Source organism: Parabacteroides sp. HGS0025, from assembly GCF_000969845.1.
Taxonomy (GTDB): Bacteria; Bacteroidota; Bacteroidia; order Bacteroidales; family Tannerellaceae; genus Parabacteroides; species Parabacteroides gordonii.
On the sequence record NZ_KQ033903.1, the window covers coordinates 1155375 to 1179241 of the forward strand.

28 protein-coding genes are annotated in these 23867 nt (G+C 40.8%); 16 read left to right on the forward strand and 12 right to left on the reverse strand.

The features are described from left to right. Positions 1–10: 10 nt before the first annotated feature. The 13 genes from HMPREF1212_RS21390 to tyrS all read left to right on the forward strand — a co-directional run bounded on the left by HMPREF1212_RS21390 (position 11) and on the right by tyrS (position 12899). A complete protein-coding gene (locus HMPREF1212_RS21390) occupies positions 11–1696 on the forward strand; it encodes a RagB/SusD family nutrient uptake outer membrane protein (RefSeq protein ID WP_082099972.1) in 1686 nt (561 codons plus the stop codon). 78 nt (positions 1697–1774) lie between these two features. Continuing rightward, a complete protein-coding gene (locus tag HMPREF1212_RS21395) occupies positions 1775–2464 on the forward strand; it encodes a hypothetical protein (protein ID WP_046151020.1) in 690 nt (229 codons plus the stop codon). Positions 2465–2502: 38 nt separating this feature from the next. After that, a complete protein-coding gene (locus HMPREF1212_RS21400) occupies positions 2503–4782 on the forward strand; it encodes a DUF4838 domain-containing protein (protein WP_157317092.1) in 2280 nt (759 codons plus the stop codon). Positions 4783–4799: 17 nt separating this feature from the next. Beyond that, positions 4800–6209, forward strand: coding sequence for an aryl-sulfate sulfotransferase (locus HMPREF1212_RS26435; protein WP_082099959.1), 1410 nt, complete (start codon positions 4800–4802; stop codon positions 6207–6209). Between the two features lie 176 nt (positions 6210–6385). Continuing rightward, positions 6386–6769 (forward strand): hypothetical protein, encoded by a 384-nt coding sequence (locus tag HMPREF1212_RS21410; RefSeq protein WP_028730115.1) that lies wholly within the window; start codon positions 6386–6388, stop codon positions 6767–6769. A gap of 1 nt (position 6770) precedes the next feature. After that, complete coding sequence (locus HMPREF1212_RS21415; protein ID WP_028730116.1) at positions 6771–7193, forward strand: PH domain-containing protein; 423 nt, start codon at positions 6771–6773, stop codon at positions 7191–7193. Positions 7194–7238: 45 nt separating this feature from the next. Next, positions 7239–8591: a dihydrolipoyl dehydrogenase gene (lpdA, locus tag HMPREF1212_RS21420; RefSeq protein WP_046151021.1), complete on the forward strand. Its 1353-nt coding sequence runs from the start codon at positions 7239–7241 to the stop codon at positions 8589–8591. 170 nt (positions 8592–8761) lie between these two features. Then, the gene (locus HMPREF1212_RS21425) at positions 8762–9490 is read left to right on the forward strand and encodes a DUF4271 domain-containing protein (RefSeq protein WP_046151022.1); all 729 of its coding nucleotides are present in this window, start codon (positions 8762–8764) and stop codon (positions 9488–9490) included. Beyond that, a complete protein-coding gene (locus tag HMPREF1212_RS21430) occupies positions 9487–10254 on the forward strand; it encodes a uroporphyrinogen-III synthase (RefSeq protein ID WP_028730119.1) in 768 nt (255 codons plus the stop codon). Before HMPREF1212_RS21425 ends, HMPREF1212_RS21430 begins: the two co-directional genes overlap by 4 nt. Then, positions 10244–10630: a ribonuclease P protein component gene (gene rnpA / locus HMPREF1212_RS21435; RefSeq protein ID WP_028730120.1), complete on the forward strand. Its 387-nt coding sequence runs from the start codon at positions 10244–10246 to the stop codon at positions 10628–10630. The genes HMPREF1212_RS21430 and rnpA overlap by 11 nt, the downstream gene beginning before the upstream one ends. After that, entirely contained in the window at positions 10630–10851 is a 222-nt protein-coding gene (yidD, locus tag HMPREF1212_RS21440; RefSeq protein WP_028730121.1) for a membrane protein insertion efficiency factor YidD, read from the forward strand. Before rnpA ends, yidD begins: the two co-directional genes overlap by 1 nt. Positions 10852–10853: 2 nt before the next feature. After that, entirely contained in the window at positions 10854–11492 is a 639-nt protein-coding gene (locus HMPREF1212_RS21445) for a TatD family hydrolase (RefSeq protein WP_046151023.1), read from the forward strand. A gap of 114 nt (positions 11493–11606) precedes the next feature. Beyond that, positions 11607–12899 (forward strand): tyrosine--tRNA ligase, encoded by a 1293-nt coding sequence (gene tyrS / locus HMPREF1212_RS21450; RefSeq protein WP_046151024.1) that lies wholly within the window; start codon positions 11607–11609, stop codon positions 12897–12899. Between the two features lie 372 nt (positions 12900–13271). Here the strand turns inward: tyrS and HMPREF1212_RS21460 are convergent, their stop codons facing one another. The 4 genes from HMPREF1212_RS21460 to HMPREF1212_RS21480 all read right to left on the reverse strand — a co-directional run bounded on the left by HMPREF1212_RS21460 (position 13272) and on the right by HMPREF1212_RS21480 (position 15043). Beyond that, entirely contained in the window at positions 13272–13973 is a 702-nt protein-coding gene (locus HMPREF1212_RS21460) for a hypothetical protein (protein WP_157317094.1), read from the reverse strand. A 74-nt stretch (positions 13974–14047) separates the two neighbouring features. Beyond that, positions 14048–14332: a hypothetical protein gene (locus HMPREF1212_RS21465; RefSeq protein WP_046151026.1), complete on the reverse strand. Its 285-nt coding sequence runs from the start codon at positions 14330–14332 to the stop codon at positions 14048–14050. Then, the gene (locus HMPREF1212_RS21470; RefSeq protein WP_046151027.1) at positions 14329–14571 is read right to left on the reverse strand and encodes a hypothetical protein; all 243 of its coding nucleotides are present in this window, start codon (positions 14569–14571) and stop codon (positions 14329–14331) included. The genes HMPREF1212_RS21465 and HMPREF1212_RS21470 overlap by 4 nt, the downstream gene beginning before the upstream one ends. Positions 14572–14806: 235 nt before the next feature. Next, positions 14807–15043, reverse strand: a complete 237-nt coding sequence (locus HMPREF1212_RS21480; protein ID WP_046151284.1) for a hypothetical protein — start codon at positions 15041–15043, stop codon at positions 14807–14809. 305 nt (positions 15044–15348) lie between these two features. Between HMPREF1212_RS21480 and HMPREF1212_RS21485 the strand changes: the two genes are divergently transcribed. The 3 genes from HMPREF1212_RS21485 (at position 15349) to HMPREF1212_RS21500 (ending at position 17419) form a co-directional block, all read left to right on the forward strand. Further along, positions 15349–16104 carry a serine protease family protein gene (locus HMPREF1212_RS21485; RefSeq protein WP_046151029.1) on the forward strand — a complete coding sequence of 252 codons (756 nt, stop codon included), beginning with the start codon at positions 15349–15351 and terminating at the stop codon, positions 16102–16104. Positions 16105–16379: 275 nt separating this feature from the next. Next, positions 16380–17138, forward strand: a complete 759-nt coding sequence (locus HMPREF1212_RS21495; protein ID WP_046151031.1) for a DUF2971 domain-containing protein — start codon at positions 16380–16382, stop codon at positions 17136–17138. A 17-nt stretch (positions 17139–17155) separates the two neighbouring features. Then, a complete protein-coding gene (locus HMPREF1212_RS21500) occupies positions 17156–17419 on the forward strand; it encodes a hypothetical protein (RefSeq protein ID WP_046151032.1) in 264 nt (87 codons plus the stop codon). A 1340-nt stretch (positions 17420–18759) separates the two neighbouring features. Here the strand turns inward: HMPREF1212_RS21500 and HMPREF1212_RS27045 are convergent. The 8 genes from HMPREF1212_RS27045 to HMPREF1212_RS21540 all read right to left on the reverse strand — a co-directional run bounded on the left by HMPREF1212_RS27045 (position 18760) and on the right by HMPREF1212_RS21540 (position 23862). After that, positions 18760–18933 carry a hypothetical protein gene (locus HMPREF1212_RS27045; protein WP_157317096.1) on the reverse strand — a complete coding sequence of 58 codons (174 nt, stop codon included), beginning with the start codon at positions 18931–18933 and terminating at the stop codon, positions 18760–18762. After that, a complete protein-coding gene (locus HMPREF1212_RS21505; protein WP_157317098.1) occupies positions 18933–19409 on the reverse strand; it encodes a hypothetical protein in 477 nt (158 codons plus the stop codon). Before HMPREF1212_RS21505 ends, HMPREF1212_RS27045 begins: the two co-directional genes overlap by 1 nt. A 168-nt stretch (positions 19410–19577) precedes the next feature. Beyond that, entirely contained in the window at positions 19578–19820 is a 243-nt protein-coding gene (locus tag HMPREF1212_RS21510; protein ID WP_046151034.1) for a hypothetical protein, read from the reverse strand. A 20-nt stretch (positions 19821–19840) separates the two neighbouring features. Then, positions 19841–20515, reverse strand: a complete 675-nt coding sequence (locus tag HMPREF1212_RS21515; protein ID WP_229102413.1) for a hypothetical protein — start codon at positions 20513–20515, stop codon at positions 19841–19843. Positions 20516–20596: 81 nt separating this feature from the next. Next, positions 20597–21949 (reverse strand): replicative DNA helicase, encoded by a 1353-nt coding sequence (gene dnaB / locus HMPREF1212_RS21520; RefSeq protein ID WP_046151035.1) that lies wholly within the window; start codon positions 21947–21949, stop codon positions 20597–20599. Next, entirely contained in the window at positions 21921–22553 is a 633-nt protein-coding gene (locus HMPREF1212_RS27415) for a DUF6291 domain-containing protein (protein WP_229102414.1), read from the reverse strand. Before HMPREF1212_RS27415 ends, dnaB begins: the two co-directional genes overlap by 29 nt. A gap of 254 nt (positions 22554–22807) precedes the next feature. Next, complete coding sequence (locus HMPREF1212_RS21535) at positions 22808–23053, reverse strand: helix-turn-helix domain-containing protein (RefSeq protein ID WP_157317100.1); 246 nt, start codon at positions 23051–23053, stop codon at positions 22808–22810. Between the two features lie 122 nt (positions 23054–23175). Beyond that, the gene (locus HMPREF1212_RS21540) at positions 23176–23862 is read right to left on the reverse strand and encodes a hypothetical protein (RefSeq protein ID WP_046151037.1); all 687 of its coding nucleotides are present in this window, start codon (positions 23860–23862) and stop codon (positions 23176–23178) included. Positions 23863–23867 lie beyond the last annotated feature (5 nt).

A 23867-nucleotide genomic window follows, 5' to 3' on the forward strand; every position in this document is an offset into this window, starting at 1 on the left:
GAATACGGTTATGAATAACATATTGAAAAAAGGATTGATATATACTGCGGCTTTTCTTTCGGCAGGCATCATTACTTCTTGTGACAGTACACTGGAGGAGGTTGTCTATTCGGAACTGACATCAGAGAATGCATTTAAAACGAAAGACGATGCGACGGCAGCTGTTAACTCGATGTATGAACCTCTCCATGGGGTATCCAACAGGGCAATTTTCTATCTGAACGACATGACGACAGATGCCTGTTTCATGAAAGAAATGGACTGCGAGTTGTTGAATGAACAGAAAATGAGTACCAACCAGGATGTTTCGTCTTCCTGGAACGGTTATTATAAGATTATCAGCCGTGCGAATATCGCACTTGATAAGATCCCTGAAATTCCTGATACAGAATTCGGGGATGACGAGGCTGTCGCTGCAGAACTGAAGAGCAGATTATTGGCCGAAGCTCATTTCATGCGTGGTTTTGCCTATTATCAACTGACGGATTTATATTATACCGTACCATTGGTTGTTAGTAGTGATGTGGCTGTGGATGCCATCCTGCCTCCTGCTTCGATAGAAGAGATCGAAACACAGATCGATACGGATCTGAATGCTGCAAAAGGAGCATTACCCCAGAGCTATAGCGATAAACTGGATGCAGGAAGAGCAACTTATGGCGCAGCAGCAGGTTTCTTGTGTCGCCTCCATATGAGAGCTGCCGGCCGTGCCCGTTTGTCAGGGGGAGATGACGTGTCGGAATGGAGAAAGGCGCTCGAATATGCAAATGAAGTACTGGCGCTGAATGGCGGTGTTTATTCATTGCAACCGAAAGTATGGGATGTGTTCAACCCTGAAACAGATGCAACCTTATATAATAATGAGTTGATCTTTACTGTACGTTCCAGCCAGGATATTCCTTCCGGAAGCTCCGATATAGGTATGAACTTTACTCCGTGGGATTACGATATGGGATGGAACCTGTTCAGTGTCCCTCTGGAACTGACCTGGGTGTTCGATAAGGCGGACGAACGTTACTCAGAATTGCTGGTTACCCAGTTCAGAAACGTTTATGATAATGATGCTACTCCGAAGCCCAGATATTATATCATACCGGAATCAGTAGAAAAGGTAGGTACTGTCTATGCGGATTCAGAAACACAGACAATCAACGAATTGGGAGCTTCTTATACTAAAAAGTATAAATACCTCCGTCCGGGTACTTATAATTATAATACCAAGAATAACATGCCGATGCTTCGTCTGGCTGACATCATCCTGTGCAAGGCTGAAATCCTGAACGAACTGAACGGACCGACACAGGAGGCGATCGATTTGATCAACCAGATCAGAAGCCGTGCGTTCCAGGACGATGCCCACAATTTGTCTTTGGCTGCTTATTCTTCAAAAGATGCTTTACGCAGTGCCATCTGTGACGAACGTCTTTTTGAGTTGAACAATGAAGGTGTACGCCGTCCTGACCTGATTCGTATGGGATTGTGGAAAGATCGTTTGAATAAATATATAGCTGCCATAAAAGTGAAATCAGAATGGCGCCAGAAGAACTCAAAAGATCCGAATGCGGATTACACGTCCGAATGGAAAGTGTATCCTCAGGACCTGACGGATAACGATATCAGACGTTATTTCCCGGTACCGAAAAGAGAACTGGATCTGAATCCGGATCTGGCAAATTGCAGAAGTTTTTCCAAATAATTGATAGACAGATAGGTGCCTGCTTTGACAGGTGGCCTATCTGTAAATTTTACCACAATGAATTATAATAGACTGAATATGAAGAAATATATAGGCAGGATTCTTTTTTTGATGTTTATCCTGTGCACAGTCAACACCTATGCACAACCTCCGAAGAAAAAAGTCTGGAACTTTAATGATCTGGAAGGATGGGTGTATGCGCATCAGGATGATAACCCAGATCACCAATGTGTGTTGAAGAAGGGTAAGTTGCACATTTTTACGCGGGCCGGTTCATGGGACAGGAAGAAAGTCCGTACAACTGATAAAATTTATACGACCGGACGCTATACTTGGAAAACTTATATCCCGGAAATGGGGAAAGGAGATCAGGCCAGTGTCGGCTCCTGGATTTATTGTGATGACCACCATGAAATCGATTTTGAAGTAGGATATGGGAAACAGGCGGTACGGGAAGAGCTGGGAGCCGGACCTGATGAGATGATCGCCTATATGACTACGCAGGATCATCCGTTTAAGTCTGTCCCTGTAAAGATAAAAACAGGATGGCACATCTTTGAAATAGACCTTACTCTGGTGGATGGTAACTATAAAGTCGATTGGCTGATAGATAAGAAGATTGTCAGTACGGTACAGCAAACTTTTGGTACAGCTTTCGCATTTTATATCTTTTGCAGTGTTGAGAATCTGAAGTTTATAGGAGACAATCTTCCGGCACAGGAAAACTATGGTATCTTTGATTATGTAAAATACAGGTATCACGAATGATCCGTTAGCAGGACTCTGTTCAACAAAAATATAATCCCGTGAAAAATATAGTAACTATCTCATTGACGATTCTTTGTATTATATGCCTGGGTGCATGTAACAGTGATCTGGAAATAATAAAATCTGGAAAAAGTGATTATGTCATTGTAGTACCCCAATCTCCTACAATGATAGAGCAAAGAGCAGCAAAGGAACTGAATGAATATCTTAATAAAATAGCCGGAGTGATGCTGCCGGTCGTTGAAGATAACGTTACTCCTGTCGATTATGAAATTTCGATAGGGAATACCAATCGGCTTATTCCTTTGGCCATTTCACTGGATAAGCTGGAACAGGATGGTTTCTATATTAAAACGAATGCACATAAACTCTATATAATGGGTGGCAATAGCTATGGCACTCTCTATGGTGTTTATGAATTACTGGAAAAATATTGGGGATGCAGGAAATATACGCCTGCCGTGGAAGTCGTTCCGCAACGGTCGACAGTCTTATTGCCTGCCAATATAGATGACTGGCAGGTTCCGGTTATTACATCCCGGAATATGCTATATGTATGTGCCAATGACAATGCTTTTTTTGATTGGTTGCGGTTGACGCAGACTCCTACCAGTTGGGTGGACAGAGGCAAATGGGGGTTCTGGGTACATACATTCGACCGACTGGTCCCTCCCGGAAAGTATTTTGACCGGCATCCGGAATATTATGCAATGAATGAAAAAGGGGAGCGTGTTCCTTCGCAACTTTGTCTGAGTAATCCGGAATTGTTGAACGTTCTTTGTAAAGAACTCGATTCCTGCATATCTGAAAAGCCGGAAGCGCTCTATTGGTCGGTCAGCCAAAACGATAATTACAATTACTGTAAATGCGCAGTCTGTAAAAAGGTTTACGAAGAGGAGGGGAGCCCTTCTGGGTTATTGATCCGTTTTATTAATAAAGTGGCGGAGCGCCATTCGGATAAGATAATTTCAACCTTGGCCTATCAGTTTACCCGTAAAGCCCCTAAACTGGCGAAACCGGCTGGGAATGTGAATATCATGTTCTGTAATATCGAATGTAACCGAAGCAAGCCGATTCCTTTGGATACATTGAGTGCAGGCTTTAGAAAAGATATGGACGACTGGGCAAAAATATCTCATAATATACTTTTGTGGGATTATATAGTGCAGTTTAGCAATTTGTATACTCCTTTCCCTAATTTCAGAACCTTGCAGCCTAATATGAAATATTTTGCAGGCAATCATGTCACTTCCGTTTTCTCTCAGGGTAATCCGGAGCCTGCCGGGGAAATGTGTTATTTGAGAGCTTATGTCTCGGCTAAGTTACTGTGGAATCCGGATTGCGATTTGGATGCTGTGATCTATGATTTTCTGGAAGGTTATTATGGACAGGCCGGGAAATACATTAAAGAATATATGACCTTATTACATGATAATCTGGAGAAAAGTGGGGAGGAGCTAAGCATTTTCGGGAATGCTCTGACACCAGTCAATGGTTATTTGTCACCGGAGAATCTGGATGCCTATAACCGGTGTTTTGATAAGGCGGAGGAAGCCGTTGCCGGTGATAAGGACCTGACGGCACGTGTACAGTTTGCACGTCTACCTGTTATCTTTGCTGAGTTGGAACAGGCCAATCTGATGCCTGTCGGCAAAAGAGGATTTCTGGTTGACAACGAAGATGGAAACCTGGCGGTGAATGAAGATTTTATGCATAAATTAGATCATTTTATTTCTTGTTGTAAAGAAAATAATACACGTCGTTTATGCGAATGGATGACACCGATAGATGAATATAAAGAGGAAATGACGAACGTTCCCTTGCAATATCTGAAGTTTCTGGCTAAAGGAAACAAAGCGTTGGGAAAGCCTGTTACAGTGAGCCTGCCGTTAACCCAATATTGTGCAAAAGGTACCGGATCATTGACGGATGGCGTGTTGGGTGCCCGCAATTATGATGAAAACTGGTTAGGATTTAAACACGACGACTTCGAGATAACGGTTGATCTTGGAGAAAAAGAAATTGTTTCGGAAGTCGATGCCCGGTTTATCCAGTCTATTCTCGATCGTCTTTTCCTGCCGGAAGGAATGGAGGTGTTCGTTTCTGTTGATAACCGGACATACAGTTCCGTCGGTCGGATAGTGAATGAGATGGATCGGAAAAAGAATTATAAAACGAAAGTTTATGAGTTGAGATTCACTTCTTGTGAGGCTCGTTATATAAAAATTAAGGTTAAAGTAGTTCCGGTTTGTCCCATGTGGCATCGAGATGCCAGAAGTGATGTATGGACCATGGTGGATGAAATAGCAATTCGTTAATCAATAAATGTGATATTATGAAGCTAATGAAGTATTTGTGTATGATGTTACTGCTCGCATTCGTAGCGTGCAGTAATGATCCGGAAGGTGAGGTGCCTCCGACGGAACTGATTCGGGCGATACAGGTAGCCCCCAAATCGGATAATGTGTTGAGGATGGATGTCAATATAGAGTTCAGGCAAGCCGTGGACTATCAGATCGAGTATTGGAAAAGTGATGATGAAGCATCTAAAAAGATGACGGCACTGGCCGAGGCTGACGGTTCTTCTACCTCTACGTTAGTTTTATTAGAGCCTGAAACCGAATATACTTTTAAGGTAAAGGCTTCGACGGGAGCAGCTTCGACGGTCTCCGAAGGATATACCTTTACAACATCTTCGCTGCCATCAGGTGTTCCAGTCTATTCGATGCCCATCAATAAGATGGAAGAAGATCTTCCCGGTTATATCCTGTTGATGAAGACAGATAAACCCGGTTATATTACGATGGTGGATACTAAAGGTAACATTGTCTGGTATCAGAATATGGAAAAGGCTGTACGTGTGGCTAGTTTTGATGAGAAAACGAATACAATCTCCTGCATCATAGGTGCTTATGCGGAAAAGGATTATACCGGCAATGAAATCGTAGTGATGGATCTGACGGGGAAACGACTGCTGGATAAGGTATTTGATAAATTCTATGTTCACCATGATATCCGTCGCATGCCGGACGGGAACCTGATCCTGGTAAATTATACTCCTAAGACATTTGATCTGACAGAACGTGGAGGGAGTAAAGAAGAGATAGTATGGGGAGACGGCTATACAATCTTCGATATGGAAGGTAACAAGCTCGAAGAATGGGATTGTTTCGGCGAATTGCATCCGGCGGATGATCCTAATATCATGGAAATGGTACCGGTTACCAGCGTATTGGAGAATCCTATATGGTATAAAGATGATTGGCTGCATGCCAACTCGGTTAATTTTGATTCTGAAGGTAATATTTATATGTCTTTTAACTGGAGAAGTGAGTTGTGGAAGATAGAGAGAAAGACGGGGAAAGTTTTGTATAGGGTTGGTAGAGAGGGTAATGTCGATATGCCTGCGGCTGGTTATGCAAACGGTATGCATAGCGTTGACCCGTTAAAACCGAATGAAGTTCTGGTGTTTGATAATGGCATTTACAATCATCTTTCCCGTGCATTGATCTATTCGGTCGATGAAAAAGCCCGGAAAGCGGAGGTGACTATGGAAGTGACTTTACCGGAATACAGCTCTCCTTATATGAGTAATGTCCAGATATTGAATGACAATTTATTGATGTTCGGTTCGACACAAACCAGCACTGTTGTCTTTACGGATAAGAAAGGGACAATTTTACGCACGATCTTGGGATTACATCAGTCCTACAGGTCGGTTTATATACCTGAGATAGAGTATTGAATACGATCGAAATAACCTTTTACAATGAATACGCTGTTTCTGTAAAGTTACAGCGTATTCATTTTTCAGGGGATTTTTCGGATAGGAACAAAGAACTATAAAAATAACGGAATGAACTTGATTATAAGGATAAAAATGCTTAATATTGCTTATTACTAACTTTAATACGTAAAGTTATGGAAAAGAAAGCATTTAGAAAACGGATGATAACTCCGAAACATCTCTCGATTGCCGTTTGCCTGTTAATCATTTTCGGGTTATTCTATTTGAATGATGTGCCCTGGTTTATCTATGTTGCAGTTGTAGCGATCGCTTGCGTTGCCTTCCAGCCATACAGAATAGACAGTAAATACCTGACACAAGGAAATTTTGTGGCCATCCCTGTTGAAGCAATCGATAAAGTCTTTGTAAAAGAGTCGGGTAGCGTGGTAGTATATTATAGTAAACCTTATAAAGACGAAGAATATACGAACACGGTTCATCCGGTCGATACCGAAGGTTTTGTGGCGGCTTTACAACAAGTAAATGAAGAAATGACTATCTTGCGCGAAAATTCGTAAAATGGATAGAGTCTTTAAATCTAAGATCGGTTGGTGGTATCATTTGCTGATCATTGTGCTGGCAGTTTTGTGTGTGGTATCCGTATTGCACCAGAATGTTGCGGCTATTGTTATTTCGTTGGTCGCCAGTGCATTGACATTGCATGTGTTTTTCAATACCTATTATGTGGTTACGACAGACGGCATGCTGCTGCTCCGTTGCGGTTTCTTTCCTAAAAAGGAGATCGCTATTGCCGATATAGAGGCGCTGCAACCTTCTATCCTTCCGGTTTTCAGTTATTCTTTATCATTGGATAGAATCGTTATCTGGAAGAACGGACAGATGTGGATGCTGATATCTCCCCAGAATGAGAAAGAATTTGTCAAGCTGCTGAAGAAGTTTAATCCGGATATCGAGATTAGGAGTAATGCCGGGTTGTTATAACAAGAAAATAGAATCACAATATAAAACTTAATTAAATCTGATAACATGAAATACGATGTTGCTATAATCGGTGGGGGACCTGCCGGTTATACTGCGGCCGAAAGAGCGGCTGCCGGTGGACTTTCTACCATACTTTTCGAGAAAAACGCATTAGGCGGTGTCTGCCTCAATGAAGGATGTGTTCCAACAAAAACATTGCTTTATTCGGCCAAAGTGTATGATACCATTAAACATGCACAGAAATATGCCGTCAAAGCGGAGAATCCGACATTTGATTTTCCTAAGATCATTGCCCGTAAGAATAAAGTGGTAAAGAAACTTACCGCCGGTATCCGTATGAAGATGACGGAACATGGAGTGGTTGTAGTCAACGGTGAAGCTGAGATAAAAGGGCGTGCCGCTGATGGAACCATAACTATTGCCTGTGGTGAAGAAACCTATGAAGCGGCCAACCTGCTGCTGTGTACCGGTTCTGAAACCGTGATCCCGCCGATCCCCGGTCTGGCAGAGACAGAATACTGGACGAGCCGTGAAGCCTTGCAGACAAAAGAACTTCCCGCCTCTCTCGTGATTATCGGTGGAGGAGTGATCGGTATGGAATTTGCCTCTTTCTTCAATAGCATGGGAACGGAAGTACATGTGGTGGAAATGCTGGATAAGATATTAGGCCCGATGGATAAGGAACTATCCGAAATGCTTCAGGCTGAATATGCCAAAAGAGGGATCAAGTTCTATCTGGGCCATAAGGTGACAGCTGTTCACGGTGGTGAAGTCACTGTCGAGAAAGAGGACGAAAGCTTTGTTATCAGTGGAGAGAAAGTCCTGCTGAGTGTAGGCCGGCGTCCGGTGACCAAAGGTTTCGGCCTGGCAACTTTAGGTGTCGAACCTTTCCAGAACGGTATAAAAGTGAACCAATATATGCAGACTTCTCTGCCCAATGTATATGCCTGCGGCGACATCACGGCCTTTTCTTTACTCGCTCATACGGCTGTCAGCGAGGCTGAAGTAGCGGTGAAACATATCTTGGGAAAAGCCCGCGACGGAATGAGCTATAAAGCAATACCGGGTGTTGTATATACAAATCCCGAAATTGCCGGTGTTGGTAAAACGGAAGAAGAACTTCAGGCGGAAGGTATTCCTTATACGGTAAAGAAATTACCGATGGCTTTCTCCGGTCGTTTTGTGGCAGAGAATGAACAGGGAAACGGAGTCTGTAAATTGATCCTGGCCGAAGATGAAACAGTGATCGGTGCCCATCTGCTGGGCAATCCGGCTTCTGAACTGATCGTTATCGCAGGTCTTGCAATAGAAAAAGGCATGAAAGCCGACGAGTTGCGGTCGATCGTTTTCCCACATCCTACCGTTGGGGAGATTATTAAAGAAGCATTGTTCGTTTAATTACTTGGTTTAAATAGTTTCACCCTGATGAAACAACTGTTTCACCTAGGAGAAACAAGTGTTTCATCAGGGTGAAACTATAATCAGCAAAGCATTCGGATTTCCTGTTTTGCTGATTTTTTGTTCTGCCTTATATTATTCCCTATCTTTGCAGAGCTAAATTGCAATGCATGAATATGTTTGAAGGATATGTGGGAATTCGTTTGTGGGACGGACAGTTGGTGGATGATGTGATCTTCTCATTGCTGCTATCCTTGCTGGTTGCTTTTGCTGTTATATTCCGGGCTAATTATCAGCATTTTATAAAGATGCTGAAGGATGTCTTGTATTTAAAGGAACGGCAGAATCTGTTTGACGAAACAGTAGGGAAAAGTGAAACTTTCTTCCGCCATTTTATGATATTTCAGGCGCTTTTTCTGTGTAGTATAGCTCTGTTTACTATTGCCCGTACAAGAGGTATAGCCAGCCATTTAGGTGAGAAAGAAGTCCTTTTTACAATTGTTTTTATTTTTTGTGTGCTGTTCTTGTTCTTCCAGTTTAAGCAATTTTGTTATTCGCTGTTGGGATTTATTTTTGCTTCTCCTGAAAAATACAGATTTTGGAAGAAAAGTTATAATGCAACAATGGGTAGTTGGGGCATTTTATTATATATTCCTGTCCTTTGGTTATTATTCGTAGGTAGTAAAACAGTAGCACCCGTTATATTGTTTTGTATTTTCTATTTTTTGTGTCGTTTTGTAATAATTTATAAGACAATACGGATATTTCACAAGAATAATGCAGGTTTATTATATATTAGTTTGTACCTTTGCACCCAAGAAATTTTACCTCTTATATTTTTGTATGAAGGTATGATTTTTTTGTATAACTTTATCGAGACGAGTACTCTATGGCATTGAACATCAAAAAGTTGTTGGTATCGCAACCGAAGCCTGCATCCGAGAAGTCACCGTATTTCGACATAGCAGAGAAATACGGGGTTGAAATCGACTTCCGTCCTTTTATCAAAGTAGAAGCTCTTTCATCTAAAGAGTTCAGACAGCAGAGAATTTCTATTCTGGACTATTCGGCGGTAATTTTTACTGCCCGTACAGCTATTGACCACTTTTTTCATTTATGTGAAGAACTACGTGTCACCATTCCGGAAACAATGAAATATTTCTGTATGACGGAAGCTATTGCAGTTTATCTTCAGAAGTATATCGTGTATAGAAAACGTAAGATATTTTTCGGTCAGACCGGGAAGCCTGAAGATTTGGTTACCGTTATTGCAAAGCATGCGAAAGAAAAATATCTTGTGCCTGTATCAGACGTGCATAAAGAAGATCTGACCGCTATGCTGGATGCAAAGAAGATTAACTATACAAAAGCTATTATGTATAGAACAGTAAGTAACGAATTTGCAAAAGATGAGAAGTTCGATTACGATATGCTGGTATTCTTCAGTCCTTCAGGTATTTCTTCTTTATTGAAGAACTTCCCCGATTTTAAACAGGAAGATATAAAGATCGGTTGTTTTGGTCCTACTACAGCGAAAGCGGTAAAGGATGCCGGCCTCAGGCTGGATGTGGAAGCACCTACTCCCGAAGCTCCCTCAATGACGGCTGCTTTGGATTTATATCTGAAGAAAGAGTTGGGTGGAAATAAAAAGAATGGAAAATAAAAGGTATACCCTTTCTAAAGAAGAGCGCCTGTCGTGGAAACGTTACATTGACCTGTTGTTTGAAAAAGGACAATCGTTTGTGGCGTTTCCACTGCGGGTCGTTTATTTACCGCTGGAAGAAGAGATGGCTGCTCCTGTCTCTATCCTGATCAGCGTTCCCAAGAAAAAATTCAAACGTGCCGTTAAACGAAACCTGATCAAGCGTCAGGTACGTGAAGCCTACCGGGTACGTAAATATGATCTGATCGATCCGTTGACAGAAAAAAATAAGCGAATGCTCGTTGCCTTCCTGTATCTGGACAAAGAAATACATCCTTTTACCGATATGGAGAAAGCAATGACGAAAGCAATCAAAATATTGCGTGACAAAGAATAATGAAGAAATTCTTTACTACACTCCTTCTGTTGCCGGTCTATTTCTATAAATATTGTATCTCTCCTATGACACCGGCTTCGTGCAGGTACACACCTACTTGTTCCGAATATGCTGTGCAAGCCCTGAAGAAATATGGCCCGATCAAAGGGCTTTACCTCGCTGTTAAACGACTGCTCCGATGCCATCCCTGGGGTGGAAGCGGGTATGATCCGGTGCCGTAAATATGATTTACTACGATATACATACTCATCAACCCTCGGTTCATCCGGAGGATATCGCAATCGTAAATACGATTATAAGGGAGGAATGTGATTTATCCATGCCTGCTCAATGGTGCTCTGCCGGTATTCATCCGTGGTATATACATAATGTAGATAAGCAGATTTCCTGTCTTGAATCGGTTGCTTCTTCCTCTGCTATTGTCGCTATTGGTGAAGCCGGACTTGACAAGCTGGTGAAAACGCCTTTAGATATTCAGAAGAATGTTTTTTTAAGGCAAGCCGTATTGGCTGAAAAGTTGAATAAACCACTTATTATTCATTGTGTAAAAGCCTGGGGAGAACTTATTGCTGTCAGAAAAATAGTGAAACCTCATATCCCCTGGATCATTCACGGCTTTCGTGGTAACGGAGAACTCGCACAGCAATTGATTTTACAAGGTTTTTATCTGTCTTTTGGAGAACATTTTCAGATATCGTCTTTATGTAAAGCTTGGCCGGAACGTTTGTTGATTGAAACAGATGAATCGTCCTGTTCCATACAAGATATTTACCAACGTCTTGCTTCAGGTCTCCAAATCTCTGTTAATGAGTTGGGTAATCAGGTTAATCAAACGGTAGGCCGTTTGTTTCCGACCATATGATAAAGCTTTCTAAGTTGAATAAATGTTACGCTTTTGTTCACTTTATGATTTGTGTGTCTACATAAAGTCGTATCTTTGTCCGCATTAACTATATAATAATGAATAATTAAAACGATGAATTTTGTTGAAGAATTAAGATGGAGGGGCATGATTCATGATATGATGCCCGGAACAGAAGAGCAGTTACAGAAAGAAATGACTTCTGCTTACGTAGGCATTGACCCGACGGCCGATTCATTACATATCGGACACCTTGTTAGTGTAATGATGCTGAAGCATTTGCAGCGTGCCGGACACCGTCCTATCGCTCTGGTCGGTGGTGCCACCGGTATGATCGGAGACCCTTCAATGAAGTCGGCAGAACGTAATCTGCTTGATGAAGCAACGCTTCGTCACAATCAGGACAGCATCAAAAAGCAGTTGTCGAAGTTTCTGGATTTCGATTCAGATGCTCCTAATGCAGCCAAGTTGGTAAACAACTACGACTGGATGAAGGAGTACACCTTCCTGAATTTTATCCGTGATATCGGTAAACACCTGACAGTTAATTATATGATGGCTAAGGACTCTGTAAAGAAACGTCTTAGCTCCGAATCGAGTGTAGGTATGTCTTTCACTGAATTTTCTTACCAGTTGTTGCAAGGATACGATTACCTGTTCTTGTATCAGAATGAAGGTTGCCGCCTTCAGATGGGTGGTTCCGACCAATGGGGTAACATTACTACCGGTACGGAACTGATCCGCCGTAAAACAGGTGGTGAAGCATTCGCTCTTACTTGTCCGCTGATCACAAAAGCAGACGGAGGTAAATTCGGTAAAACAGAATCAGGGAATGTTTGGCTGGATCGCCGTTATACATCTCCTTATAAATTCTACCAGTTCTGGTTGAATGTAAGCGATGCCGATGCTGCCCGTTATATTAAGATCTTTACAGACTTGAGTCAGGAAGAGATTGCGACACTGGAAGAAGAACAAGCAGCAGCAGCTCACCTTCGTCCGTTGCAGAAACGTCTGGCAAAAGAAATCACTGTAATGGTTCACTCTCTGGAAGACTATGAGGCAGCTGTTGAAGCTTCTAATATCTTGTTTGGTAACTCTACCCACGAATCTTTGATGAAGTTGGATGAAGATACGCTATTGGCTGTATTTGAAGGTGTTCCGCAGTTTGAGGTAAATCGCGATGAACTGAGTGCCGGTGTGAAGGCTATCGACCTGCTTACAGAGAAGGCGGCCGTTTTCGCGTCGAAAGGTGAAATGCGTAAATTGGTGCAGAGTGGCGGTATCAGTATAAACAAAGATAAACTGGCTGATGCAGAAACTATTATTGACTGTTCTTCTCTGTTGAATGAAAAATATATGCTGGTTCAAAGAGGTAAAAAGAACTACTATCTTCTGCTTGCAAAATAAGAAAATTGCAAAAAATGCTTGCAGGGTAAGATTTTATTCTTACCTTTGCATCGCTTTAGATAAAGCGCCGGATTGTCTCATGGTGTAATGGTAGCACTACAGTTTTTGGTTCTGTCTGTCGAGGTTCGAATCCTCGTGAGACAACACACAATCGAAGAAAGCCGTTTATTATCAGTAAGATAGTAGACGGTTTTTCTTTTGCGGTAAGAATAGCGGTAAGAATTTCTCCCAACTTACGAACAGCCTCATTCCCTCATCTTGACAAATTGATTTTTAGTGTTACCTTTGTGATATCAATCAGTTAGATGTACAGCGGTACTCGTTGGTTGGTTTAACACATAGCGGGTCGGGGTGGTTCCTGGCCCGTATTTATTAAAACCCTAAATATTCATATAATTTTCTCCTTACATCATCAGTCTCCTTCCCCAATATTTGTGCATTGATTGAAGTAAGAACTTCTATATCATCCCTTAAATTTCTTTTCACAATTTCCTCCATTGATATCCCTTTCCAAGTTCGATACCCAGAACTCCATGCATTAAAGGTTGGATCATCTCCTGCTTCATATTCATATTCCGCATCAATATCATAAGGAATTGTAAATTCAATCAAATCGCAATCTGTAGGAGTTATCACAAATACATCATTCCTATATTGAGAAAAGTCAAATACAGATTTATGCAGCCTCCATTCTCGCAACCACGTAAAATCATAGGATTTTGGTTCAAACTCCAAGCATCGCCACTGTACATCCTCAGGAAATAACTTTAGTTCTTCTCCTTTCCCATATATAATATTTCGCGCGCCAAGGTTATATAGCAAATCTCTTGGTAAACCTATACCAAACTCTGTATACATGGGCCTAGGATACTGTTTCATAAGATCAAACATCTCTTTACAAGAAGTCAGCGGAGCTTCTGTAAAACATATTACACCTTGATCAGACCTCAAGCACTCCTCTGTAAGTATTTTTGAAAGAATAGCCTTCGGAGTATTATTACCTTTAATAAAGTGGAATAAATAAGGGGTAAGATCCTTTCTCTTATTCCTTATTTCAGTTGATCGATTTTCCATCTTCTTAATTGATTTTTCCGTAAAAATACAAATAAAGGCCGAAATGAGAATTCCCATAACGGCCTTATTTCTTTTTAGAATAACTGATACATCAGTCTTATTTTCTCAAAAGCCCAGGTCATTACCCCGGAATTCTCCGGATCTCTTTGCTCAAACCTCATCACCTCCTCGTTATACACCTGCTCAACACAGGAACAATTCCCGAAAACCAACATTGGTTTTAAGAGGTTATCATAATAAATCGTATCGGCGCTTACCAGGTAACACTTCTCGTCAATGGTATGGATAATGAAAAGCAGCTTGCGCTGAAACATGGGAGAGCTCGTCCCTTCTTTGTTTTTTGTGCTTATCTCATTCATGGGTTCACCTCCAATCCTTCGCAAATATCAGAATAAACGGTGTAACCAACCATCTCGCCTAGGCTACTACACAAACCGCCTATCTCCATCTCTATATCCAAAAACTTACTGCCATACAGCTTAGATACATCATTTTTCGCCTCTGCAAGATCACTAATACGGTGCTTAACATTAACGAGGTCTTTTATTGCATTTATCAATATCTCCCGTTCAGACTTCAATGATAAAGGCTTTTTCATAGCTTTACCTCCTTTCCTTCGATTACGTCTGACATGATACTGAACCCAATCATATCACCAAGATCGCTTAAACAAGAAAGCAAACGTTCCTCACAATCTTCAAGTTGCTTGCCATAACTCTCAGAGACATCACTATCTTCCTCTGCTAGTGACAATACTGTATGGCGAGATCTGGAGATATCACAGATCAATGTATAGATTTTATCCCGTTGAGGCTGGAGCGATATATAGTTTCTCACTTCTGACCTCCTTTCTGTGTTTCCAGCTTTTGGTTCAGCTGTACATTTTCCTTCTGCAGGTTCTCGATGAGGTGGCGCTGGTAGCTGATCATTCCCTCGATTCTTCCGATCCGGCGGCCGGCATCATAGGCGGCTTGGAGCTCTAGAGTTGGATACTTACCCGTTTCGTGGGTAGACGTTACAACCGGCTTACTATTGTTCTGCTGGTTGTAAATTTCATTGTTCTTGGTCATGCGAATGAAATTCACGGGCATAAAAAAGGCTGCCCTTCCCTTTTGTCCGACCAAGAACAATTGTTAAACATTAAGCTGTAACAATTCGCAGGAATAAGGCAGCCCCATATCTTTTGATATAGGCAATACATAGCCACGTAGACACTAATCAGTGTTACAAACTTAATATTTATATGTCTTTGTTCTGGTCGGAACGCCGCAAATGTAGGAAAGTTTTTTAATTTGTTCTTCTTTTGTCTTGTTTTTATTCACAGCAAATCGCATATTTGTAATTAAATAGTAAATTCCATCAAAAATAATTTAGCATGATAGATCCTATTTTTTCAATACTATATCAAACGAGCAATAAAGTTATCCATACAGGGACTGGATTTCTTGTATACAAAAATGGGGTATTTATTACTGCAGGGCATGTGTTTAGGAAAAAGGAAATCAATGGAAAACCTATTTCTAATGAATTGTTCAGAGCTGTTTTCTTTCATAATGGAGAACCCGTTATATACAAAATAAAACATACTCATTATAAATCAAATAAAATATGGCAACAGAAATATCCGGAATTCTTAGATATTGCTATAGGTTTACTAGAAGATTGTAATCTCGATTATCTGAGACTGGATAGAAGGCGTCCATTGAAAGGAGAACAGTTATGTGCAAAGGCTTACATAAATCAAGAAACACATAGCTACGGTGATTGTTTTTCCAATTTAAAAAATCTAACTTTGCTAGAACCTAAAAAATTGGATAACATGATAGTGTTAGAAGATAATGCCCTAATTACAGACCTTCCCCAATATTACAAAATGAAAAGAGATGAAGTACCTATTAAATATTTTTACAACAATTGTATTACATTATCAGAGAAATTTATACCATCAGCTAGTGGATGTCCCATTTTAGATGAAAGAAATTACGTACGGGCTATGCTTATAGGTGCTCCTAGTAAAGAGATAGATTTATCAATCACATATGCGTTATTAGCTAAGCATTGTTCAAAATCAATACAACATAGAAGTCCTTACATATATGAGCCTTTTGAATATTTATCGATTGACAAATAAAATGGCTTCGCCTGTCCCTTTGTCCTACACCAACCAAGGCAGTTACGGCCATTAAGCCGTATCAAGGGGGTACGAAGCCGCTATATCTATATCCGCAAAAATACGGATACGAAACGATCGGGCATAAAAAATGCCGACATAAAGATATGTTCGGCAGACGCTTCCACCTTGGTTGATAAAATAGGACGGGGCAAATATAGGAAAGTTTTTGGGGATTTTGTTGGTAGGTGTGAAAAAAGTGAATAATTTTGAGAAAATATAAACAATTGCATACAATGAATGAATTTGTATACCATTACACAACTTTATCTGCAATACCTGGTATTGTAGGAAGAAAGTGTTTGTGTTTTTGGGCAACTCATAGGGCTTTTCTTAATGATCCACAAGAAGGAGTATTTGGTCGTTCGATATTAAAAGATATTCTTCCTGGCTTTTCCTACTATGACAATTTTGAAACATTCATATTGTCTCTTTCTGCTAATATTAACTCAATTCCCATGTGGACTTCATATGCAGATGGAGGGAAAGGAGTAGTGCTTAAATTAAATACTAAGGCTTTATTGGATATAAGGCCCTCAATAAATATGACTCCTTGTTTTTACGGCCAAGAAGCACGTATTGAAGCTCAAAAAATGGTCAATATGACTAAATTGGGTATTATTGATCTTGGACAAGACCCAAATTCATCTGATAATCCTATTAATAATAAATCAAAAGCAGAAGAAATAAGGTTTTATACACAAATGAGAATGTATATAAATTTATTGAATTCTATAAAAGAAGAATATTATCGTTATGAAGAAGAATTCCGGATTTACAATGGATCAGATCCTGATAATGTAAAATTTAGAGAAAGGAAAAATATTTTAATCCCATATATTGAGATGTGGTTTCCTAAACAGGCTTTAAGTGAAATTATTATTGGACCAGCGAATAAAGAAGAACTGACTCCGGCATCAATTACTCAACTTTTGAAATATAGAAATTATAATAATGTGCTTGTAACAAAATCTAAGTTGCAATTTAGAGGGTAAAACTAAATTTTATAGTAATGAAATTAACAGATCAACAATTAAGAAAATTAGGAGCAGTTTTGGTTATTCATAAATGTCCTAATTGTGGCGATGAGAATAGAAGAATTCTTTCACCTGATATTTGTCATATTGTGGCATTGGAAACGACAGAAGGGGAAACAGAGGTTGCTAAAATGGGAGCAATGCCATGTGTAATGGCAACATGTAAGGAATGTGGCTATGTATCACTTTTCAACTTGAAGGTATTGGACGTTCTTAACCTGAATTCAGAATTGGACTGACAAAGATAGTGTAGTGAAAATTTCATTTGTGTCTTTTTTATAGCGTCGGAAAAGTCGGATTCTATGTATTTCACAGAATACAGCGTGAAGACAATTCAAATATGACAGATACAGAAGAATATAACAAATACAACGTATTGACTGGGGACTGGTATAATGTCTATTCCTCAGATTGCGCATACTGCGATTTGCGTAAGGAGAATTTCAGTGCAATGTTTCTTTGTTTAGGCTTAGAAGATGAGGTGCCTCTTAATATTTTATGTGGCCTCGAAAGTTGTTCTGTGTTTTCTGGAACACGTCCCGAATATCTTCAAAAAAGACGAGATATGAAAAAGCTTTGATTGCTTTTTTATATTGTCAAGAAAGTCAGATTTTCGCAATATCTACCTGAACGATTCGTTCCATCAAGTCAAGCCTTAAAGCTATAATTTTGTAGTTTTAGTGAGGCCGGATTTCTAGCCTTGCAATCATCTATAAGTTTGTCGAAGTAATGTTTATAATATCCACTAAATCAGCCAAACTATAATTCTGTAGTTTGACCTGCTGTCGCAAATCACGACGGTAGGTATAGTGGAGTCGTGAAACACGACGGGGTCTCTTTCTACGCCTATCCCAGGTCTTATCGATAGTTCCAATGACTCGCCGTAACATATCGTTACATCAGGGGGCAAAAGAGCCCCCCTGTAATCTGCCTGGAACAATCTTCCGGTAAGGTTAGGACTATTCTTCCGATCCTTATACGTGCTTCACGGAGTAGGAGTTGATGGTTTACCGATCCCTTGCACTTCTGTGGTTATGAGGTATCTACCATTGGGTGCCGTAAAGCAGTCGTACAACCTCGGTGCCGTACACCGTAGTTGTTAAGATTATCTATAAAAACGAAAGTAGTCCGATAGACCATCACACAAGGATGTGCAATCCAAGGCTGAATCTGTCAGGCTACTTTTTTTAGAAACGATGGTGAAACTTCCGTCTCCTTCCCTGTGTGCTTTCGCGCGGGATAACTTGAAGTAACACCTTCTTTTTACAAAAATATAAATAATCTCCTATAACGCAAAATTTCAGGCCTCAACTATTGTGCTCAGTACAACGGTTGAGGTCTTTGTTGTTATGCTGAGCATAATAACCCAAAAGGCCCGGTCACCAGCCCCGTGGAACTACAATCCACGACTTAGTGAACCGGGCCTTTGCTTTTATAGTCAGCCCTCTCGGAACTGCAATCCGGGAACTTTACTAAATACGCTTACACTACAAAGATATAAACCTTTCGCACAGTATCCAACTATTGGCCGGATGCCCATAGTTCTCGCGCGCGTTTTAGGGACTCTAATAATTTCGGATCATTCCAGATCATCGCAGGGTAGATCTGGCTGTTCAATCTCCGGAGCCGTTATGTCCGGACATTCTTCCGGTAAGATATTCCCTACGAAAGGATCTACCGGATCGCAGGCTTTTACCATCATGGCGAACCTCTGCCTGGTTTCCTTTCGTGGGAAAATGTTCTTTTTGGCCATTACCGGCTTTTAACATAAGGTGAACACTCATAATCCCGGACGGTAGGCTTTACCGTGTCGTCCTCATCAATGGTAAAGAAACCGGCCACATCTACGAGATTACTCGTAATCTCGCCTTTTATCATCTGGTAGAATCGGTTTAAGGCTCTCGTTGCCGCCTTATGAGCCTCATACATTTCTTTGGCCTTTGGTGTGGTCACGTAGATACTGTTCGCTTCTCTAAGAGCTTGTATCGCCTTTTCTGTGACGACAATATTTCCTTTCTCGTCAACGGATATGTACTTAAGTAAATCGTAGATCACATAACTATCCAACTTTTTATCCAGCTCCGCCAACGCAGCCGATACCTGTCCCAGCATCTCTTCCGCTTTTCGTCTCGCCTCATCCCGTAAATACATGGAAGGCGTTTCTTTTTCGATTTGCGCCATTATCTCTTTTCGGATAGCCAACATGTTATCAAAAAGGAGATCTTTCAAATATGCACCCGAAATAGGCCCCAATCGCAATCTTTCGAACTCTTGTTTTACTTTTCTTACAGCCGGAAGGATAATGTCTTGAAGTTTACCTAAACTTTTCCGTACTTCGAACTCATCTACATGAATCAGGATAGGTTCCTGTTGATCTTTTGGATCATTGCTTTTCTTTTAACGTTCTTTATTCAAATCTACTACACCATTGTTGAGATATTCACTACCATTCATCAGGTAAGCCCATTCCTCAACCGTCCGATCTTCCGGAACTGTATCTACATGACGGGAAACACGCCTTACATGATCTTCCGGATCATCATCCATATCCAAAGGCATTACACCCGGCGCGTTGGAGCCAGATCCATTCATAAACTCTGTCAGCTCCTGCTGGCTCATCTCATCTAAACTCTTTTCCATAAACTGTCTGTTTTTAATTCTTATTCTTGGTCGTTGACTAACACGACCTTTCTTGTTCTCATGAATGTCTCACATAGCTCTTGTATCCTCTTTCTCGATCGTCGGGATACCGCTCTTATTTCTGCTACCCTCCCAGTCAATCGCAAGGAATGCAATAATTCCACGATAGCAGAGTAAACGATCTTATACGCCTGGTATAGGACTTTCTTGTTCTCTGGGCCCGGCCATTTAGCAAAAGGCTCCCCTGCAAAGAACTTAAAAGTGAATACCCGTCTTTCCAATTCCGTAAGATCCAACCGATCGAATATATACCGAATCAGCCTCATCTCCCGGAGAGCTGTCTCGGCCTTGTCCCGTTCCTGGTCAGTCTCATCCATGATATCCAGATGTTGCCAGTTCACATTCTCATCTATCGGGATCGGTTTGTATTTATGCCGGTATGGTGAGGTTACAGACGTGATATTGAGTTTTATCATCTGAAGTACGAAGTAATCGAGCTCCCGGTATCTCCCTTTCTTTGCCTCATGCATTCTGAGCAAATAAGCCAGATCCTTCTCTAGCAACATCACCAATACCTCATTCAGGACATCTACCGCCTCATCGGGCATACAAGCGAGAGAGCAATGATATTTTGAGTAATCCAGCCATCGATCATATCGGGCTGTTATGTAACTGTTGATAATTTCTGTTCCCATAAGCCACAAGTATTATATTTTCAATTGTCCCTATAAATCTTGTGGTATGGTCAATCCCGGTTTCCGGCCGGGAAGACCGTACTAAAACGGTAACTCTTTATCATAATCTGTTATCTTGGTCAGGTTCTCGTTATACCGGAATCTGATATCCCCAGTAGCTCCATCACGTTGCTTAGCGATACGAATTACCCCAAAGCCTTTCTCTGCTTTTTCACTATAGTATTCTGGCCGATGGATAAACATCACGATATCGGCGTCTTGTTCTATAGCCCCGGATTCACGAAGATCTGATAGCATAGGCATCTTATCGGCTCTGCCCTCAACTTGGCGGGATAGCTGCGAGAGTAAGATTACTGGCACGCCCAATTCTTTTGCCATAATTTTAGCAGCTCGACTACATTGGCTAACCTCTTGCTCCCGGGTATAATTCCGGTTCGCAGAGCGCATATCGATTAGTTGTAGATAATCGATCAATATCAACCCGCATTTCCCCTTTCTCCGTAATTCCCTCGCCCGGGTCTTGATTTGTCGCATATTGATATTTGCCGAATCATCCAAAGAGATAGGAAGACATGAGATCCGGCCTATGGCATGGCATAAGCCCTCCTCCTCTTCCCTCAAGAGCGTTCCGGCCTTGAACCTGTCGCTATTGATTTCAGACTCGGAGAGGAGCGCCCGGTTGGTCAAGGCTTGCACCTCCATTTCCAAAGAAAAGATCACGACGGGGACACCTGAGATAGAGGCGGATTTAGCGAAATGGAGCAACATGGCGGTTTTACCCATAGCAGGACGTGCGGCCAATATGATAAGCTGCCCCGGTTTCCAACCTCCTGTGATATGATCTAACTTGCTTAGTCCGGTGGTCAGGCCTATTTTTCCCCCATTTCGTGCCATTTCCCGACGTTTTTCATATTCGGAGATACATTGTGTAGCCACAGTAGAGATATCAATCATACGGGAATTATACGCCGTGTTTTCGGCTATTCCCTCGATCTTTTTGATTACGGCGGTCAGTACATCGTCAATATCGGCTGTTGGGTCCGTAGCCATCTTGGTTATCTCCATACCGGCAATCGCTAGCTTACGTGCCAACCAAAGTTGATGCAGGTATTGCGCATGGTCCACGATATTGGCTGTTGAGGCGATATTTCCGGAAAGAGTTGATAGAAAGAAAGGGCCTCCCACTTTTTTCAATTCTCCGGACCTTATCAAGGTCTTTGTTACCGTCAATAAATCAGGTTTGATATTGTTCTCATACAAAGAGGCTATAGCGGAATATATCTTGCCTAAAGCCACGTCGTAGAATATATCGGCATTTAATATTCCAACGACTTCTCCGATAGCACCGCTTTCGATCAATAAAGCGCCTATGACCGCTTTTTCCGTCTCTTCACTATGCGGTAGGCTAATCAATAAATCTGTATTTCGTTTCATGCTCTGTCTTGTTTATTGGATCATTACTCGGTAACTCATCGTTCCAGCATTCTTGGTTTAGGAACGTCTCAAAGTTCTTACGATACTGTTTATCGGGAGTAGCCTCAACATAAGCTGGTATATAGGCTAAAACCTTCTCTTTTGCAGTTATGGATAACTTACCCCATTTACGCTCACTCGTTTTCTTGTTGCCTTTCTTTCCATAGAGAGACCAAATATTTTCGAATGATAGTGCAGTCGGTGAATCGACAGATTCGCCAATATTATTATTTATATCTTTATCCTTATCCTTATTAGCTTGTACTTTGGTTGTACTTTGGTTTGTTTTTGGTTGTACTTCGGTTGTATTTTTAGAGAAACGATTATTTTTATTACCCTTAGGTGCACCACCATTACAACCATTACGCCAACGTTGAATATTAGCATCAAGAATAGGACGGATCAACTTAAACAATGCTTTCGGAAACCCTGTTAATTCTGGTTCTTTTAAGTTGAGGCTATAATCAGATATAGCCTCATACATTACCAGTTTATCTGCATCTGAAAGATCGTTCATACAATCCTTGAAAGAACGATAAAAAATAAAAGAATCTCTATTTACCATTCCCCCTCCTTATATTAAAATATTCATTCAAAAGTCCATCATGAACGATCTGATATAACTTCTCCGGAAGGCAAAGAAGACTGTTTTCCGCCCTCTCTTTTGGATTCGACGTCCTCAGTATTCGGATAATGATCTCTTCATCCGGGAGACGCTTTATGCTGTTATCTCCCGGAATAAAAAAATTAAATGTCAACTGGATTGCCCCCTGTTGAGGACGCTTTCTTTTAGATCGGTTGTTGTACCTTTTTCTCATATCAAAGTCTCCTATCCTTTATGGCTGCTTCAACATCAGTTGATAGGTATAGAATGCGGCTACCGATCCGCTTAGATTTGAGGATACCGGTGCGGGTCCAGTCGGCTAACGTTGGCAGAGAAATACGGAGCTTGGCCGCAGTCTCTTTACGAGTAAGGTACTTTACCGGTTCCTGGTTGTTGGCCGGTTGTAAATTGCTTAACTTCTCATCCAATAGCTTGGATAAGGTCGCCTCTATGTCTGACATAGAAACGTTTTGTACTAATACGGCTGATTGCATCATAATTCGTTCGTTTTGAATTTTGATGCAAAGTTTCCCGGTTTTGGTCTCTTAATCTATACCGTATAGAAAACGGTATAGAATTTTGTTTATTCAATCTGTATCCTTTTTCCTTCCATAGGTCTTTCGTTCGCACTGGAACTATTATTCTTCAACATGCCCTCTATGGTTGATAGTTTGGTATTAGCAAAACAATCAAACCCATTTTTGAGGAATTGGGCTATTTCTGGCAATGAGTTTGTTATATAATCTTTATTCTTAGCCTGTCGTAACATATCCGTAAGAACATTTTTTTGACCACACCAGTGTAGGAGAAGATTTTTAATTTGAACATCATCCTCGCTTCGATCGTTGATCTTTAATTTATTTATTTTTGAAATAAATCCATTATACTCTGTTATATATCCTTCTAACATAGCATATTCAGCCCAAAGTTCAGTTCCAATTCCAATGTAAGATATTATATTTTCGATCTTATTTATAGCTTCCGTATATTCAGATTTGTCAAAATCACAACGGGTTAATATACTATCGGAAACTAGTTCTTTTTCCTCTATAGTTTGCTGTTTCCATAGTAGCGACTCTACAATATCAAAATAATAGCCAGAGATACGACCATTAACCCTACATCTCTCTATCAAATTGAATATTGCACATAAATTAATTTTCACACCATCTATATCATCTTTGATATTTTCTATATCAATAGTTTGGCCATATAGACATTCATAGAAGATACTTTTCATTACGCTAATGTATCCAAAAACTCTTTCCATAACAG

Coding starts and splice junctions, on each gene's coding strand:
- HMPREF1212_RS21410 (WP_028730115.1), top strand. CDS start 6,386: ATGGAAAAGAAAGCATTTAGAAAACGGATGATAACTCCGAAACATCTC.
- HMPREF1212_RS21470 (WP_046151027.1), bottom strand. CDS start 14,571: ATGAAAAAGCCTTTATCATTGAAGTCTGAACGGGAGATATTGATAAAT.
- HMPREF1212_RS21480 (WP_046151284.1), bottom strand. CDS start 15,043: ATGACCAAGAACAATGAAATTTACAACCAGCAGAACAATAGTAAGCCG.
- rnpA (WP_028730120.1), top strand. CDS start 10,244: ATGGAAAATAAAAGGTATACCCTTTCTAAAGAAGAGCGCCTGTCGTGG.
- HMPREF1212_RS21500 (WP_046151032.1), top strand. CDS start 17,156: ATGAAATTAACAGATCAACAATTAAGAAAATTAGGAGCAGTTTTGGTT.
- HMPREF1212_RS27045 (WP_157317096.1), bottom strand. CDS start 18,933: ATGGCCAAAAAGAACATTTTCCCACGAAAGGAAACCAGGCAGAGGTTC.
- HMPREF1212_RS27415 (WP_229102414.1), bottom strand. CDS start 22,553: ATGGTAAATAGAGATTCTTTTATTTTTTATCGTTCTTTCAAGGATTGT.
- tyrS (WP_046151024.1), top strand. CDS start 11,607: ATGAATTTTGTTGAAGAATTAAGATGGAGGGGCATGATTCATGATATG.
- HMPREF1212_RS21540 (WP_046151037.1), bottom strand. CDS start 23,862: ATGGAAAGAGTTTTTGGATACATTAGCGTAATGAAAAGTATCTTCTAT.
- HMPREF1212_RS21510 (WP_046151034.1), bottom strand. CDS start 19,820: ATGGAAAAGAGTTTAGATGAGATGAGCCAGCAGGAGCTGACAGAGTTT.
- lpdA (WP_046151021.1), top strand. CDS start 7,239: ATGAAATACGATGTTGCTATAATCGGTGGGGGACCTGCCGGTTATACT.
- dnaB (WP_046151035.1), bottom strand. CDS start 21,949: ATGAAACGAAATACAGATTTATTGATTAGCCTACCGCATAGTGAAGAG.
- HMPREF1212_RS21485 (WP_046151029.1), top strand. CDS start 15,349: ATGATAGATCCTATTTTTTCAATACTATATCAAACGAGCAATAAAGTT.
- HMPREF1212_RS21535 (WP_157317100.1), bottom strand. CDS start 23,053: ATGTCAGACATAGAGGCGACCTTATCCAAGCTATTGGATGAGAAGTTA.
- yidD (WP_028730121.1), top strand. CDS start 10,630: ATGAAGAAATTCTTTACTACACTCCTTCTGTTGCCGGTCTATTTCTAT.
- HMPREF1212_RS21395 (WP_046151020.1), top strand. CDS start 1,775: ATGAAGAAATATATAGGCAGGATTCTTTTTTTGATGTTTATCCTGTGC.
- HMPREF1212_RS21445 (WP_046151023.1), top strand. CDS start 10,854: ATGATTTACTACGATATACATACTCATCAACCCTCGGTTCATCCGGAG.
- HMPREF1212_RS21495 (WP_046151031.1), top strand. CDS start 16,380: ATGAATGAATTTGTATACCATTACACAACTTTATCTGCAATACCTGGT.
- HMPREF1212_RS21460 (WP_157317094.1), bottom strand. CDS start 13,973: ATGGAAAATCGATCAACTGAAATAAGGAATAAGAGAAAGGATCTTACC.
- HMPREF1212_RS21425 (WP_046151022.1), top strand. CDS start 8,762: ATGAATATGTTTGAAGGATATGTGGGAATTCGTTTGTGGGACGGACAG.
- HMPREF1212_RS26435 (WP_082099959.1), top strand. CDS start 4,800: ATGAAGCTAATGAAGTATTTGTGTATGATGTTACTGCTCGCATTCGTA.
- HMPREF1212_RS21515 (WP_229102413.1), bottom strand. CDS start 20,515: ATGGGAACAGAAATTATCAACAGTTACATAACAGCCCGATATGATCGA.
- HMPREF1212_RS21390 (WP_082099972.1), top strand. CDS start 11: ATGAATAACATATTGAAAAAAGGATTGATATATACTGCGGCTTTTCTT.
- HMPREF1212_RS21415 (WP_028730116.1), top strand. CDS start 6,771: ATGGATAGAGTCTTTAAATCTAAGATCGGTTGGTGGTATCATTTGCTG.
- HMPREF1212_RS21465 (WP_046151026.1), bottom strand. CDS start 14,332: ATGAATGAGATAAGCACAAAAAACAAAGAAGGGACGAGCTCTCCCATG.